Below are 15,268 nucleotides of genomic sequence, written 5' to 3' on the forward strand. Positions count from 1 at the left end.
TGGCGGTGGCCCTCGCTTTTTATAATCAAGCTGTGAACCCGTAGTAAACTTACACAAAGGAGATTCCCTATGAGAAAAACTCTGCGCATGCAACGTGGCTGGGGACAGCAAATCGTATTTCTCGGCCCCTGTCTGCTCTTCTTCCTGACCATTGTGGTCACCCCGTTCTTCCTTGGCTTCTACTATTCTTCCACCGACTGGAACGGGCTCGATCTGGACAAAGCAGTCTGGACAGGCTCGGCTAACTGGAGACGGATTTTTACGAATGACGATAAGTTCTGGGAGTCCCTGGTCTTCACCCTCCGCTTCACCGTGGTCTCGGTTGTAGCTGCCAATGTTCTGGCGCTGCTGCTTGCCTTCATTCTGATGACGACGCTGAAGACCAAGAAGCTGCTCCGCACCGTATTTTTCATGCCCAATGTAATCGGCGGCATCCTGCTCGGCTACATCTGGCAGTTCATCTTCACCAAGGGCTTCGCCACGATCGGCGAGCTTACCGGAATCTCGTTCTTCCAGCTGCCTTGGCTGGGGACTCCCGGCACAGGATTCTGGGGTCTGGTCATCGTGTTCGTCTGGCAGACTGCCGGATACATGATGGTCATCTATATCGCGGCGCTGGCCGGTATTCCGAAGGATCTGATCGAAGCGGCCAAAATTGACGGCGCCCGTGCCCCGCAGCTGTTCAAGAGCGTCTATGTCCCGCTGATTATGCCGGCGATCACGATCTGCCTGTTCCTGACGACCTCCAATGCGTTCAAGATGTTCGACCTTAACCTGTCGCTGACCAAAGGCGGGCCGGGCACCTCGACCCAGTCCCTGGCTTATAACATTTATGCGGAGGCGCTGATCAACAACCGTTATGGACTCGGCACGGCCAAAGCACTGCTCTTCTTCGCCGCCGTTTCCCTGATCACGGTCACACAGGTCTGGCTTACCAAAAGAAAAGAGGTGTCCGCCTAATGAACAGCAGCAGATACCGTCCCAGAAACTTCGTTCTCGAAATTGCCGCCATTCTGCTGGCTATTGTGTTCCTGTCGCCTTTTTACCTCGTCTTAAGCAATTCTGTGAAGGGGCTGAAGGACATCCTGACCGACGCCGCTTCCTGGCCGCAGGTGTTCCACTGGGATAATTATTCCAAGGTCTGGAAGGCGATCGACTTCCCGCAGGCTTTCCTGAATTCTCTGCAAATCACGATCCTGAGCGTCATCTTCATTGTCCTGTTCAGCTCGATGGCCGCCTATCAGATTGTGCGTAAGCCTACGCGCTTCAATTCCTTCGTGTTCCTGCTGCTGGTCTCGGCGATGATCATTCCGTTCCAGTCGCTGATGCTGCAATTGGTCCGGGTGACCAGTATTCTGGAGCTTCGCGGAGAATTGTACGGTATTGTGGCCTGTTATCTCGGCTTCGGGATGCCGCTGTCCGTCTTCCTGTTCCACGGATTCATCAAGACCGTGCCTCTGGAGCTGGAGGAAGCGGCTCGGGTGGACGGCTCCAATCCGTACGGCGTCTTCTTCCGGATTGTGTTCCCGCTGCTGATGCCGATTATTGTAACGGTCATCATCCTGAATACCCTGTGGATCTGGAATGACTACCTGCTGCCCGTACTTGTTATCGGGGGAAACAAGGACCTGACTACCCTTCCGGTAGCTGTAACCAAGTTCTTCGGACAATATACCAAGAAGTGGGACCTGGCCCTCGCGGGTCTCGTTATGGCAATCACGCCAATCCTCTTGTTCTTCCTGTCGCTCCAGCGGTATATTGTTGAAGGCGTAACTTCAGGCTCTATTAAGGGATGATCCCGTTTCATAACATGGAAAGACCGCCACTACAGGATGTTGCAAGGGTCGCCCCTTGCAACAATATCCACCTTTTCGAGCAAAATATGAAGTGTAAGTCCACTCTCATTTGCCTTACGATCTAGTTGCAGGAACCACAGACCAGGGAGGTTATTCTATGACAAGAAAGTTCGCGTTCATTATGGCAACCGTTTGCACCCTCATTATCGCAGGTTGCGGGAACAGCGGCAATACGAATTCCGCAGGCAATGGAAACGCTGATAAGGCTCCTAACGCGTCAACCGAAACGACAGCACCGGATGCAGGCAAAGCCCCTGCCAAGGATGTTACGATCAAGATGTTCCAGTTCAAGGTGGAAATTGCCGAGCAGCTGAATGCACTCGCCGAAGAATATGAGAAAGAGACCGGAGTGAAGGTCGAAGTAGAAACGCATGGCGGCGGTGAAGATTACGGTGCGCTGCTCAAAGCCGAGATTGCTTCCGGCTCTGAGCCTGAAATTTTCAATAACGGAGGTTATATTGCCCTCGCCCCTTATATGGACCGTGCCACCGATCTGAGCAATGAGCCTTGGGTCAAGGACCTGATCCCCACAGCCAAAACACCGGCAACGGTGGACGGCAAGCTCTATGGTATGCCTATGAACGTAGAAGGCTACGGGCTGATCTACAACAAGGATCTGTTCGCCAAAGCCGGTATTACGGAAGAACCTAAGACCCTCCCGCAGCTAAAGGACGCCGTAGCCAAGCTAAAGACCGCCGGTATTACTCCGTTCGAAGCCACCAATGAATGGTGGTCGATGGGGATTCACTTGGTCAACGTAGGGATGGCGCATCAGCCTGATCCGAAGCAGTTCATCGACGATGTGAAGGCGGGTAAACAGACGATCAAAGGCAACGCAGTGTTCAAGCAGTGGCTTGATCTCGTGGATGTCATCTTCGACAATGCCCAGGACAATAAGATGACTACCGATTATGCCACCCAGGTGGCTGAATTCGCCTCCGGGAAGGCCGCAATGATGCTGCAGGGCAACTGGACGCAAGGCGATATCGACAAAATCGATCCTGCGCTGAACCTGGGCCTTCTCCCGCTTCCGATCAGCGGTGAAGAAGGCACCATCCTGGTAGGCGTGCCAAACAACTATATCGTGAACAGTAAGTCCGCCCATCCGGAAGAAGCCAAAGCCTTCCTGAACTGGCTGGTAAGTTCGGAAACCGGCCAGAAGTATCTGACCAAGGAGTTCAAGTTCATCCCGGCTGAAACCAACATCACCACTGACGCGGCCGACATCGGGCAGGTTGCCGTTGCCGTGCAGGAGAAATCCGCTACCGCTCTCGGCTGGAACTGGGATATGTTCCCTGACGGAGTCACTCAGGGCTTCGGCGCCGCGATGCAGGAATACCTGGGCGGCCAGCTGAGCCATGATCAGCTCCTGGAGAAGCTGGATAAAGCGGTGCAGGATATTGTGAAGCAATAGGAGTTAGTTGTTTCGTTTGAAATTCAGGGGTGTCTTCAACGGCCATAATTGGCTGGGAGGCTCCCTGTTTGTTTATTGAGTGTAGGGGCTGCGTTACATCGACGCTCGGTGAGCACGCTACGCAAACGGAACGTTGTTCCAATCGCTGTTGTGTCCAGATTTTTTTATTTTTTACCTTAGCGGTGAAAATCCGGACACAAAGGCGAACGCTCCGCTTTTCCACAATCCTTCCGTCCGCTCCGCTGATTGAGAGGGGGAGTAACGAAAATATACACCTAAACCTACATCTAAACCTACATCTACACCTATATCTAACCTACCCCCACCTGATCCTGATTCAGCCTCAGGTGGGGGTGCACTTTTGCTCCTCCTTCTCGCCTGCCGCCCAGTTTCGGCGCATTCAGGTGCACTTTTGCTCCTCCTTCTCGCCTGCCGCCCACTTCCAGCGCATTCAGGTGCACTATTGCTCCTCCTTCACGCTCGCTGTCCACTTTCGGCGCATTCAGGTGCACTTTTGCTCCTCCTTCTCGCTCGCTGTCCACTTCCGGCAGATTCAGGTGCACTATTGCTCCTCCTTCTCGCTCGCCGCCCACTTCCAGCGCATTCAGGTGCACTTTTGCTCCTCCTTCACGCTCGATGTCCACTTTCGGCGCATTCAGGTGCACTTTTGCTCCTCCTTCACACTCGCTGCCCGCTTCCGGCGGATTCAGAGGGATTTATCCCTCTGGCTTGCTCTATCCGCCTACCTTCGGCGGATTCAGAGGGATTTATCCCTCTGACTTGCTCGATCCGCCCGCTTCCGGCGGATTCAGAGGGATTTATCCCTCTGAGTTGCACGCTCCGCCTACTTTCGGCGGATTCAGCTACTACACAGAAATGATTAGTTAGTTTAAGAACAGCGCCCACACCCCACGCAACGTTCGCTCACTCTCCATCCAACCTACCGCCCAATCTACCATCTACCATCTACCATCTACCATCTACCATCTACCATCTACCCTCTACCATCTAACCTACCGCCACCCTAAGAAATAGAGGGCTATCCCCATCAGCCTTTTTTCATGGCCAATATCGGGACAGCCCCCCAAGTGGAACAGGGATTAGGCTCTTCTATTCATAGCAGCGAACTTCATATACAGCCGCCGAAGGGTCGCCGTTGGTAGCTTCAATCACAATCCGCAGCTTCTGGGTCCGAATGGAGCCGGGCAGCTTGTGGCGTACATGGCGCTGGTAATTATTCACGGCATGAATGACATCGTTCCACGCTCCGCCCGTCCAGGACTGGATACGGTAATCCTTGACACACTGCGGATCATGGTAAAACGGGCCATAGGCATGATACTCCCGGAACAAATGACCGGCAAAGGTAATCTCTACTGTACCTATTTCTTGTTCGCTCTCCCAAGTTAGCTGAATCCACTGCGGCAACGGCTGCACGGGGTCGGAGCGCCAGAGGTTGGTGTACCGGTAAGGCCGGTTGACCCCGCTGACAATATTGCCTGCCCCGAACGGCTGCTGCGGCGGAGCGATACGGTAGCTCATCGTCATGCCCTTCTCGAAGCGCCGCATTCTGCCGCCGCCCATCTCGAAGGCGCTGATATGGCCGGGGATAATCGCGCCCGCCGCATGCCAGATAACCTGGGGATTCGCGGCCAGATCCAGCCGGACATACCTGCCCGGCTTCAGCCCCTCTGCGGCTCCGGCCGGGCTGGCCCATTCGATCCAGTGCCTTCCCCCCGGGGGAACGGTCAGTGTACAGGAGGCCAGCCGACCCTCCTCCGGCTCCGAGCGGTAATCCCAGATATGGTCCACCTGGAGCAGCACCGCGTCCACCTCCTGGGGCTGATCCGTGAGGTTGCTCAGGCAGACCGCCAGGCTGTCGAGCTGCGGAGAGGACACTGCGATCCACTGGCCGCGTCTTCTGAGCAGCCGTTCATCCTCCCCGCTCCAATCCTTGCGGTCATTCCATTCGCTCAGCTTCGGCAGGGAAGTCCCGGTCTCCGGCCCAGCGCCGTAGACCAGCACCTCGCTGCTGGCCGTGACCGCAGCCTGCCGGGCCAGATCACCCGCATCGCGGTTCTCCACATTCGGCAGGAAGCAGCCGTCGCGCAGCAGCGTCTGCTGCAATTCCTGCATCGCATCAGTGGTAACCGCCTTGATGCCTATTCCTGTCCTCAAGGCAATGGCCGCCGCTGTTCCCGCAGCCTGGCCCATCAGTGCGCATGTGGCCATGACGCGCACAGTCCCCAGCGCGGCATGCGTCACGCTGACATTGCGGCCGGCCATCATCAGATTATCCACATCCCGGGCCAGCATGATCCGGAAGGGGATGCCATACGGGCCGCAGTAGCTTTTGATTGCATATTCTGAAGTCTCGTTATAGCCCTCTGAGCTGGCATGTTCACTGGTGGCGGCCAGCAGGCCGCCCGGAGTGTGCAGATCCAGGAACCAGCCGCCGTAGGCGATCTCGTCCTCGAACACCTTGCGGTTCACCGGATCATGCTCGGTCATGAAATATTCGCCCATAATCCGCCGGCTCTCCCGCTTGCCCGGCACCTGCCCGATCCAGTCCAGCGCGTAGTTCGCTGCAAGCTCCTTCGTCTTGGGATCACGGTTCTTGATCCAGTCCCAGATGCCCAGCGTATGCTTGGTCAGCTCATGCCGGATATCCTCGGCCTCTGTAATCGTATGCCAGGGCACTCCGATCTCGATCCACCAGTATCCGCTGCGGACATCGTAGGGTATCCGCCCCTGGTCATAGAAATAAGCCGCATCCTCATATGAAGTCGCCCAAGCCGGAGCGGTAAAAGGAACCGGCCGCCCCATATCCTTGGCCTTGAAATGAATCGAGTTCCCCATCGTGTCCCCGCTCGCCAGCCCGGGCGCATGAGGCTCATTGAACTCCTCCCGCCCTTCTGTGCCCATTCTCCACTCACAGCCTGCGAGATCGGCAATCACGCCATCGCCGGTACAATCAATGAACAGATCAGCCGCGATCTCTATATTCGTCTCTGCATTGGCGACCCGCGCCAGGATAGATTGAATCGCCCTGTCCTCCTTCATCACTACCTCATGAACCGAGGTATTCAGATGAAAGGACAGATTCGGTGTATTCACGGCCATATCGTACATCGTCATATCCCAGACACTGTTCGTCCAGCCGTTCTCGGTAATCTCCTCATGATTGCGCGCCCGTTCTTCAATAAACAGCTCGGAGATAATCCCGGTCTCCTTCGCATACGTATGAAAGGCCGCTGCCCCGTGCAGCGTCACCCGGATCTCTGACGAACTGTTGCCCCCGAACACCGGCCGGTCCTGGATCAGGCAGGTCCGTGCCCCGTGCCGGGCGGCGGCAACGGCTGCACAGAATCCGGCCATCCCTCCGCCGATTACTACGAACTCATACTGCTCCTTAGTGTGAATCATAACGTCATCCCCTCCGTGTCTGTAATTACAGCTCTTTAGCTCTCCAGCTCTCCAACTCTCCAGCTCTCCAACTCTCCAGCTCTCCAACTCTCCAGCTCTCCAGCTCTCCGGCTCTCCAACTCTCCAACCCTCCAGCTCTCCAGCTCTCCAGCTCTCCGGCTCTCCGGCTCTCCAGCTCCTCAGCTCTCCAGACTCTCTACCTCTTCACCCCTCAACCCTTAAGCCCCGTACTGGCAATCCCCTCCACGAACCAGCGCTGAAAAATGGTAACCACAAGCACCAGCGGTGCCAAGGCCGACACGGAAGCCGCCATAATGAGCGGATAATCCGTACCGTTCTCATCCGTGAAGGTAGTCAGGCCAAGCGGGATGGTGAACAAATCGCGGTCCCGCAGCAGGATCAGCGGGTTCTCATATTCATTCCAGTGCCAGGTGAACGTCAGGATCAGCAGGGTGACCAGCGCCGGCTTGGTCAGCGGAAGGCAGATTTGCCAGAACATTCGCCAGTATCCGACTCCGTCTACCTTAGCCGCCTCCAGCAGCTCACCAGGCAGCGTACTGAAGAATTGCCGCATGATGAAGGTGCCCAGCACGGTGAACATCCCCGGCAGAATAATCGCCAGATGGGTATTGACCAGGCCCAGGCTGTCGAATAAGATAAACCGCGGGACAAAGAACACCTGGGCGGGAATAATCATGGTTGCCAGATAGAGCAGGAAGATAGTCTCCTTGCCGCGGAACCGCAGCTTGGCGAAGGCATAACCGGCCATGGAGCTGGTAATCAGCGAGCCGAGCACCTGGAAGAAGGTAATCTTGACCGAGTTCTTGTAATACACGCTGAACGAGACGGCCCCGTTCCAGACCTTCTCATAATTCGCGGTGTTCAGCGTATCCGGAATCCATTCGATCGGATAGCGGAACAGCTCCGAGGTGTTCTTGAAGGATGCCGAGAGCATCCAGAGGAACGGCAGCAGCATCAGTATTCCGATCAGAAGGAATACCGCTGTCATTGATATTTTGGCGGCCAACTTGTAAGCACTGCGCTTGTACAACTACCTCACCCTTCCTCCTAGAATTGATCCTGCCAGCTTCGCTGAGAACGCCACTGCACCAGCGTCACGACGAATATGAAGAGGAACAGCAGCCAGGACACCGTAGCCCCGTAGCTCATATTCCGCAGCTCAAAGGCCTGCTCATAGATATACAGCGCAAGCACGCTGGAGGACCGCATCGGCCCGCCGTTCGTCATCACCTGCACCGAGGCAAATACCTGGAAGGATGAAATAATCAGCGTAACCGCTGTCAAAAAAGTAGTCGGCTTCAGCATCGGCACAGTAATGTGCAGAAAGCTTTTCAGCCCGCTGGCCCCGTCAATCTCTGACGCTTCGTACAAATCCTTGGAAATCCCCTGAATACCGGCCATATACAGAATCATCGCATAGCCGATATACGTCCAGATGGTCATGAGGATGATGCCCGCCAGCGACCAGTCCGGACTGGACAGCCAGCCCGGCGGATGGTCTACACCCAGCGCCTTCAGCACCGAGTTAACCGGTCCCTGTGAAGGATTGTAGAGGACTCTCCAGACCACAGAAATAGCTACAATGCTGCTCATATAAGGCAGAAAAATCATGGTACGGATCGCAGTCTTCAAATATACGAACCTGTTCAATATCACGGCCAGCAGCAGGCCAAGCCCCAGCGCCACCGGTACACTGGTCAAGGAGAAGACCACGTTATGCAGCAGGGATCTCCAGACTATAGGGTCTTCCCCAAGCTTGACGATGTTGCCGAGACCGGCAAAGCTGAAGCCGCTCATCCCCTTCAGATAGTCCCAGTCCGTGAAGATAAGGACGAAGCTGAACACCATAGGGAAGAGGATGAAGGCGGCGAAGCCCAGCAGATTCGGAAGGATAAACAGGTAACCGGCCACATTCTCCCTCGTTTTGTCTCTCATATACTCAACTCCTTATATCCGTATTATAGAGGCGGTACGCTGCTCCCTGAATGTCTTAAACTGTGCTTAAACCGTGATATTCTGTGGTGTTCACTGCTGCTGATTCAGCGGGAAATTCTTAGGTTTGCAAAAAAAACCGCTCCCGGAAATTCCGGGAACGGCCATGTATCGTATTCATCTGTCTCAGGAGCTGCAGCCAGAACTACTTCGCAGCAGCAATCGCTTCGTCGGCCCGTTGCTTGATCGTCTCTACCGTAGTGTCCAGATCCTGGGCATCCATGAAGTACTTCTCGGCTTCTTCCATGAAGGCTTTACGCATTTCGGTCAGACCCGCAGTCTGGGTGATCTCGGTGTTCGTATATTCTGTATTCAGCAGCTTCACGAAGGAGTCCTTATCGAAATACTGGGCCTTGTCGCCCATAACCGCTTCCGCCACCTGCGCAACATCGGCCTTCTTGCTGGAAGGAATACGCCCGCCGGGAAGCATCTCGGTATTCCCTTCGGTCAGGAACCAGCTCAGGAACTTCATGGCTGCCTCTTTGTTCGGACTCTTGGCATTGATCGAGGTCATATCGTTCAGCTTGGTGTTGTTGATGTTGCCCCCTGCCGTCCACTGCGGCATCGGCGCGAAGGCAATCTGGTACTCGCGGTTCGGGTAGGCGGTGTCATCCTTAATGTAACGGACAAAGTAAGCGGAGGTATAGGTAGAAGCCGTTCGTCCGTTCAGCAGTTCATCCTGCGGCTGGGCCTTATTGGCCACCCCTTCCGCATACGGCATCACCTTCTTGCCGTCAATCAGCTTCTTCTGCAGCTCAAGTCCTTTGCGAAAAGCTTCATGCCCGAAGTTAGATGTGCCGTCTGCGGCATAATAGGCATCCTTCGGCTGGGCTGAATTCAGCACATCGAAGGCAATCGGCTCCCAGGTGGGCGTGAAGAACGCCCCGTACTGCCCCTCCTTCGTCAGCTTGCCGGCCAGAGCCGCATAGTCATCCCAGGTCCAGCCCGGCTCCGGGATGCTCTCTCCGATGGCATCCAGCGAAGCCTTGTTGAAGGCGACGAACTTCACATCCCTGGAGCCTGGAAGGTTATAGATGGTGCCGTCCACCTTCGTAATGTTCTCTGAGCCGATGATTCCCTCCAGGTCAAACCCGCTGGACTTAATCAGGTCCTCCAGCGGCTCTACCATCCCGGCCTTGATGCGGCGTTCCAGATGGGCATCGGCGTAATTGACAAACAAATCAGGAGCATCCGTGTTCGACAGCAGAGCCGTCTCCAGCTTCACATTGCCCGGATCATCATTGACGAACCGGACATATTCAACCTTGATATCCGTGTTCTCAGCGTTCCAGCGGTCCGCTACCGCCTTGGGACCATTCTCTTCAGGTACGCCGCCCCACCACTTCAGTGTAACCGTTTTCGATTCCCCGGAGGCCTTGGCGCTCTGCTGCGGCGCCTTGTCCGGGCCCCCGGCCGTATTCCCGTTATTGCCTCCGCAGCCGCTTAACAGGACACTTGTCAGCAGGACAGAGGACAGACTTAAGGTTAATCCACGCTTCATTATGATTTCCCCTTTCGCTAATTGAACAGTAACACAACTTAGTTATATCAGAGCGCTGCTCAATAACGAACGGCTTATTCTTTGGTCTTAGAGGGATTTTCCAAGCTGCCCTGCTTGCGGCCGGTCATCGTTTTGCGGTATTCCAGCGGAAATAATCCCTCTATTTTTTTGAAATACTTACTGAAATGATTGGAATCGGCGTAGCCGACCATCTCGGCTATTTCATATATTTTGTACGTGGGATTGCGCAGCAGCTCCCGCGCCTTTTGCATCCGGATCTGGGTCAGATAATCCACAATCTTCACCCCGGTCTCCTTCTTGAACATCACACTGAGATAATTCTCGGCGAACCCCGTCCGTCTGGCCAGATCGGCCACTTTCAAGGACGAAGCATACTCCTCCTCCATGATGGTGATCATCTGCTTCACCTCATCGCGGTATACCGGCTGGCTATTCTGCCCTGTCAGCGCGATAGCTTCGGGCAGCCAACCCAGGAACCAGTGGCCGATCTCCCGCAGCGTCTCCGCGTTGCGGATCACATCGAAGGGATACTTCCCCTGATGCTCAGGCATGACGTACAGAATATGATCGGACGGTCCCATATGCTGGCAGACCAGATGCAGCCACTGCAGCCACTGCTCTCTGACCCAGGCGGTTCCCATCCCTTCCTCCTCCTGCAGCCGGGCAATCCAGCGCCGCAATTCCTCCAGAATAACCGCCTGCTCCCCCGTGTCCAGCAAGCTGCTCCAGTGCCCGCTCTTCAGAATACTCACCTTGGGCTGAACCTCATCCGCCTCAGCCAGCGGGTACAGGATCGGGCAGTCTTCATGAAAAAAACGCCGGGCCAGTGCCTGATCCGCCTGCCGGAAGCCTTCATTTAACTGATAAGGGCTGCAGTAGTCCCCGGACACGCCGAAGCTCACCTTCACCTTGGCAAAGGTGCTGCCCGCCACCATAAGCTCCTCCAGCATCCCCTCCGAATAAGCGCCGGCCAGAATCACCAGCTTGCGGTTATGCATGTCTACGAGCTGGCACTTGTCATATTTCTTCAATATTTCCGCAAAAATATTACTGACGGTATAGAACAGCAGCTGCTCACTTTGAAAGCGGTTCTCCTCCAGGACCTGCCGGTAATGATCGACACCCGCCACAATCACCCGGCAGCCCTCCGTGACAAAAGGCGGCAGGTTCCCGTCTCGCTGCAAATGGTCCACCTCTAGCTTCGATCTCTGCTTCACCAGTAAATCAAGCAGCGTCAGCTCGGCGGATTTCCGCTCCAGAGCTTTTATTTTATAATCCAGCTTATCCTTCTCTGTACGCTCCTGCTCTTCATTGTGGAAGAACTGCTGAAGCCGCTTGCACTTGTCAAGCAGCTCCTCCGGCGTATAAGCCAGCTTCAGCGTATAGTCAGCAGCCCCCAGCCGCAGCGCCTTCTGCACATATTCAAAGTCATTATGGTTGGATAAAATGATAAACTTAATCGCCGGCCACTTCACCCGGACATGATTCATGAGATCCAGACCGTTCATCTCCGGCATCCGGATATCGGACAAAATGATCTGGCAGGTCCCGCGGTTCAGCAGCTCCAGGGCCTCCACCCCGTTCGCGGCTTCCCCGATGATCTCGAAACCGTGCGCCTCCCAGGGAATCAGCGTCTTGAGCGCCACCCGGACCAGAATTTCATCATCCACAATTAATAGGCGTGTTGTCATCCTTCCAGCTCCTTCCGATAAGGAATCCGCACCGTCACCTGTAGTCCGCCCGCCTCCGGCCGGGACAGGAGGATGCCGCATTGCTGCCCGAAATGGATTTTGATTCTTCTGTCCACATTCAGCAGCCCGATGCCGCTGGTCTTCACATGATCCTGCTGCAGTTGATTGGCAATCATCCGCAGGGTTTCCTCCGAGACCCCTTTTCCGTTATCCCTGATGTGAATAAGGATGTATTGACCGGAGCATTCCGCCTCGATGCGGATATGCAGCGGCAGCTTCGACCCATGGATAATGCTGTTCTCCACCAGCGGCTGGAGCGTGAATTTCAGCACCGTGCAATCCAGCAGGGCCTCCGGGACCTCAACAGAGACCGTAACATCATCGTGATACCGGATTTTTTGCAGAGACATGTACAGCTCCAGATACTCCAGCTCCTGACCCAGCGTGACGAACAGCGTATTTTGCTTCATGGAGAACTCCATCAGCTTCCCGAGCGCCGTAATCATATCGCTGACATTGCGGTTGGTACCCGAGAGCATAGCCATCAGCTTGATGGAATTGAGCGTATTGAACAGGAAGTGGGGGTTAATCTGGGCCTGGAGCGCCTGGAAATGCGCCTCCTCCTTCTGCCGTTGCTCCTCCGCCACATGATGGATCAGCTCTTCGAGCTGCCCGACCATTTTATTGAAATGGCTGCCGAGCAGGGCGATCTCATCCTTGCCGCGCACCTCCACCTTGGTACTGAAGTTGCCGCTGCCCACCCTGCTCATCGAGCGCACCAGGGCATAGAGCGGCTTGGTCAGCCGCAGCAGAATGTAGATCACGATAATGATCCCCACGCCGAAGAACAACAGGAACAGTGCGATGGACTTCGTCCGGGAGTTATCCAGCTGAGCCGAGAAATCCCCCATCCGCTGCAGGGAGACAATGGACAGGCCTACCTGCGGCACGGACGCTGCATTCATTAGATAGGTCTCCTTACCCAGCGTCAGCTTCCTCATCACAGAACCGCTATGCCTGGAGTCTTCCGCCTGCTCCGGCGTCAGCGAATACTGCTCCTTGCCGTAGATGTCGTACAGGGTTCCCCCTTTATCCAGAACAAGCAGCTGCGTATTGTCAGGCAGCCCTTTGGAGGGAATGCCATAGAACTGGCTTACGGGTATGGCCACCATAACCAGTCCCCAGTTACGGATGGACGATTCGAAGGCGAAGGAACGCGACAGTAGGATGAACTCCTTATCGGGGGCATTCTCGGTATACCCCAGATTGGCTGGCAGCCGGTAGACTCTTTCCCAATAGGGATAGCCCTTCAGCTCCATCCCCGCTATGAACCAGGGTTCGCGGATGATCGTGCCGGTTGCCCCGCGGTTGAAATTGTTGAGGGTCGTCACCACACTGCCTTCAGCATCGACCAGTCCGATGAAGGCGCTGTTACCCAGCAGGATATCCTTCAGGTACCCCATCTTCTTCTGAATTTGAAAAATAGCTCCCATCGCCTCGGCATTCCCGTAATCCCAATTGAAGGTATTCGAGCCGAAGGACTGGGCCATATCGGCCTCCAGCAGATACGTCGCCTGTATCATCCGTTTGGCTGTATCATTAATCGTCATCGCCGCCTGCTCCACCAGGCTCTGATTGGCGGCATAGACCTCCTGCTCCACCACTCTGACCGATGTTGTGAAATAGTCATACAGCACGATCAGTGTCGGCAGGGCAATTACGATGAGTACGGTAGCAATCAGCTTGCTGCGGATGGAACGCAATCCTCTCCAGCTTCCGGTTATGGCGGCTTCCTCCCCTGGCACTGCGACCTGTGTTCCGAAATATCTTAAACACATTAATTATAGCAAAGGATAGGCTGGGCTATGAATGGGATATACTGTTTAAAAACAGGGGAATTCTTCTGTCCCTGCAGCAAAAAAGCAGCGATCCTCCCATCGGGAGAACCACTGCTCACAGCTCACACAAACATCTCTACAATCAAGAACAAATTCAGCGATACCACCAGAGCGGAGATGATCCAGCCCAGAGTGGTGGTGATCCGGTGATTCACCAGGCCCTTCATGATCTTGCGGTCGCTGGTGAAGATCACGAGCGGGATCAGGGCGAAGGCAATCCCGAAGGAGAGAACGACCTGGCTCATCACGAGTGCGGTGGTCGCATTAATGCCGAAGGCGATAATCGTCAGCGGTGGGATAATCGTAATCGCCCGCCGGAGGTAGAGATTGATTTTTTTATTAATGAAGCCTTGCATCACCACATCACCGGCCATCGTACCGACCGACGAGCTTGACAGACCTGCGATCAGGAGGCCGAGGCCGAAGGAGATTGCCGTAACGGGTCCTGCCAGATTGCGGAACTGCTCGAAGGCGATATCCAGATCCTCAACAACAAGACCGTTCTTGAAGAACAGCGCCGCTGCCACGATCACCATGGCCATATTCACCGCACCGGCAATCAGCATTGCAATCAGGATATCAATGAACTCCAGCCGGAAAATCTGTTTCTTCTCCCGCTCATCTGCCCCCACAACCCGGCTCTGGGTCAGCGAGGAATGCAGATAGATCGCATGGGGCATAACCGTTGCGCCGAGAATCCCGGCCGCCAGCAGGATGCTGTCCACACCTTCAAATCTGGGGGTAAACATCCCTGTAACAATGCTGCCCGCATCCGGCTTCGCCATAATGACCTGGAACGCAAAGGCCAGCACAACAATCATTACCATGCCGGCTATCCCGGCCTCAAGGGTACGGTAACCACGCCGCTGAAGCTCCAGAATCGCGAACGACCCTACTGCGGTAATCAGTGCAGCCGGCAGCATCGGTATACCGAACAGCAAGTACAGTCCGAGGGCTGCCCCGATAAATTCTGCCAGATCGGTAGCGATAATGACCAGCTCACTCTGTATCCATAAGAAGACCGACACGCCCTTCGGGAATTTCTCCCGCGCGACCTCCGGCAGATTCTTACCGGTAGCAATACCAAGCTTGGCGGATAAGGATTGAATAAGAACGGCCATCAGATTCGAAGCAAAGATAACCCATAGCAAGAGATACCCGTATTTCGAGCCTGCTGTAATATTAGTGGCGAAATTGCCGGGGTCCAGGTACGCTACGGAAGCGATAAAAGCCGGGCCCAGGAACGGAAGCAGCCGCTTCAGTCCTTTGACATCTCCATCAAGCACCGACTGTGCCGAATGTTTATTGGTATGGCTTTTTAGTATTGTGGATGATTCTACTGCTGTATTCTGCTCCATCATTTCTGTCCCTCCTCTTGCCCGGAAAAAGTTGTCTATACACACGAAAGTTTCCCTGGTGCAACATTTGATCTGAGTTTATTATAATCC

11 protein-coding genes are annotated in these 15,268 nt (G+C 54.9%); 3 read left to right on the plus strand and 8 right to left on the minus strand.

Annotated features, from left to right (window positions below; all coding sequences use genetic code 11):
- The first annotated feature begins 69 nt into the window (after positions 1-69).
- The 3 genes from KDC22_RS29090 (at position 70) to KDC22_RS29100 (ending at position 3,270) form a co-directional block, all read left to right on the plus strand.
- The gene (locus KDC22_RS29090) at positions 70-960 is read left to right on the plus strand and encodes a carbohydrate ABC transporter permease (protein WP_211721214.1); all 891 of its coding nucleotides are present in this window, start codon (positions 70-72) and stop codon (positions 958-960) included.
- On the plus strand, positions 960-1,796 hold the full coding sequence (locus KDC22_RS29095; RefSeq protein WP_173138839.1) for a carbohydrate ABC transporter permease: 837 nt from the start codon (positions 960-962) through the stop codon (positions 1,794-1,796). The genes KDC22_RS29090 and KDC22_RS29095 overlap by 1 nt, the downstream gene beginning before the upstream one ends.
- A 157-nt stretch (positions 1,797-1,953) precedes the next feature.
- A complete protein-coding gene (locus tag KDC22_RS29100; RefSeq protein ID WP_211721215.1) occupies positions 1,954-3,270 on the plus strand; it encodes an ABC transporter substrate-binding protein in 1,317 nt (438 codons plus the stop codon).
- A gap of 311 nt (positions 3,271-3,581) precedes the next feature.
- Here KDC22_RS29100 and KDC22_RS29105 read toward each other — a convergent pair whose 3' ends face one another.
- The 8 genes from KDC22_RS29105 to KDC22_RS29140 all read right to left on the minus strand — a co-directional run bounded on the left by KDC22_RS29105 (position 3,582) and on the right by KDC22_RS29140 (position 15,178).
- The gene (locus tag KDC22_RS29105) at positions 3,582-3,935 is read right to left on the minus strand and encodes a hypothetical protein (RefSeq protein ID WP_211721216.1); all 354 of its coding nucleotides are present in this window, start codon (positions 3,933-3,935) and stop codon (positions 3,582-3,584) included.
- A 445-nt stretch (positions 3,936-4,380) separates the two neighbouring features.
- Entirely contained in the window at positions 4,381-6,696 is a 2,316-nt protein-coding gene (locus tag KDC22_RS29110) for an FAD-dependent oxidoreductase (RefSeq protein WP_211721217.1), read from the minus strand.
- A 211-nt stretch (positions 6,697-6,907) separates the two neighbouring features.
- Entirely contained in the window at positions 6,908-7,705 is a 798-nt protein-coding gene (locus tag KDC22_RS29115) for a carbohydrate ABC transporter permease (RefSeq protein WP_173138843.1), read from the minus strand.
- A 59-nt stretch (positions 7,706-7,764) separates the two neighbouring features.
- Entirely contained in the window at positions 7,765-8,652 is an 888-nt protein-coding gene (locus KDC22_RS29120) for a carbohydrate ABC transporter permease (protein WP_173138845.1), read from the minus strand.
- A gap of 202 nt (positions 8,653-8,854) precedes the next feature.
- On the minus strand, positions 8,855-10,210 hold the full coding sequence (locus KDC22_RS29125; protein ID WP_211721218.1) for an ABC transporter substrate-binding protein: 1,356 nt from the start codon (positions 10,208-10,210) through the stop codon (positions 8,855-8,857).
- A gap of 74 nt (positions 10,211-10,284) precedes the next feature.
- Entirely contained in the window at positions 10,285-11,922 is a 1,638-nt protein-coding gene (locus tag KDC22_RS29130) for a response regulator (protein ID WP_211721219.1), read from the minus strand.
- On the minus strand, positions 11,919-13,685 hold the full coding sequence (locus KDC22_RS29135; RefSeq protein ID WP_211721220.1) for a cache domain-containing sensor histidine kinase: 1,767 nt from the start codon (positions 13,683-13,685) through the stop codon (positions 11,919-11,921). Before KDC22_RS29135 ends, KDC22_RS29130 begins: the two co-directional genes overlap by 4 nt.
- A 197-nt stretch (positions 13,686-13,882) precedes the next feature.
- Positions 13,883-15,178 (minus strand): Nramp family divalent metal transporter, encoded by a 1,296-nt coding sequence (locus tag KDC22_RS29140; protein ID WP_246553798.1) that lies wholly within the window; start codon positions 15,176-15,178, stop codon positions 13,883-13,885.
- Between the last annotated feature and the right edge of the window lie 90 nt (positions 15,179-15,268).

Source organism: Paenibacillus tritici (assembly GCF_018207515.1).
Lineage (GTDB): Bacteria > Bacillota > Bacilli > Paenibacillales > Paenibacillaceae > Paenibacillus_AQ > Paenibacillus_AQ tritici.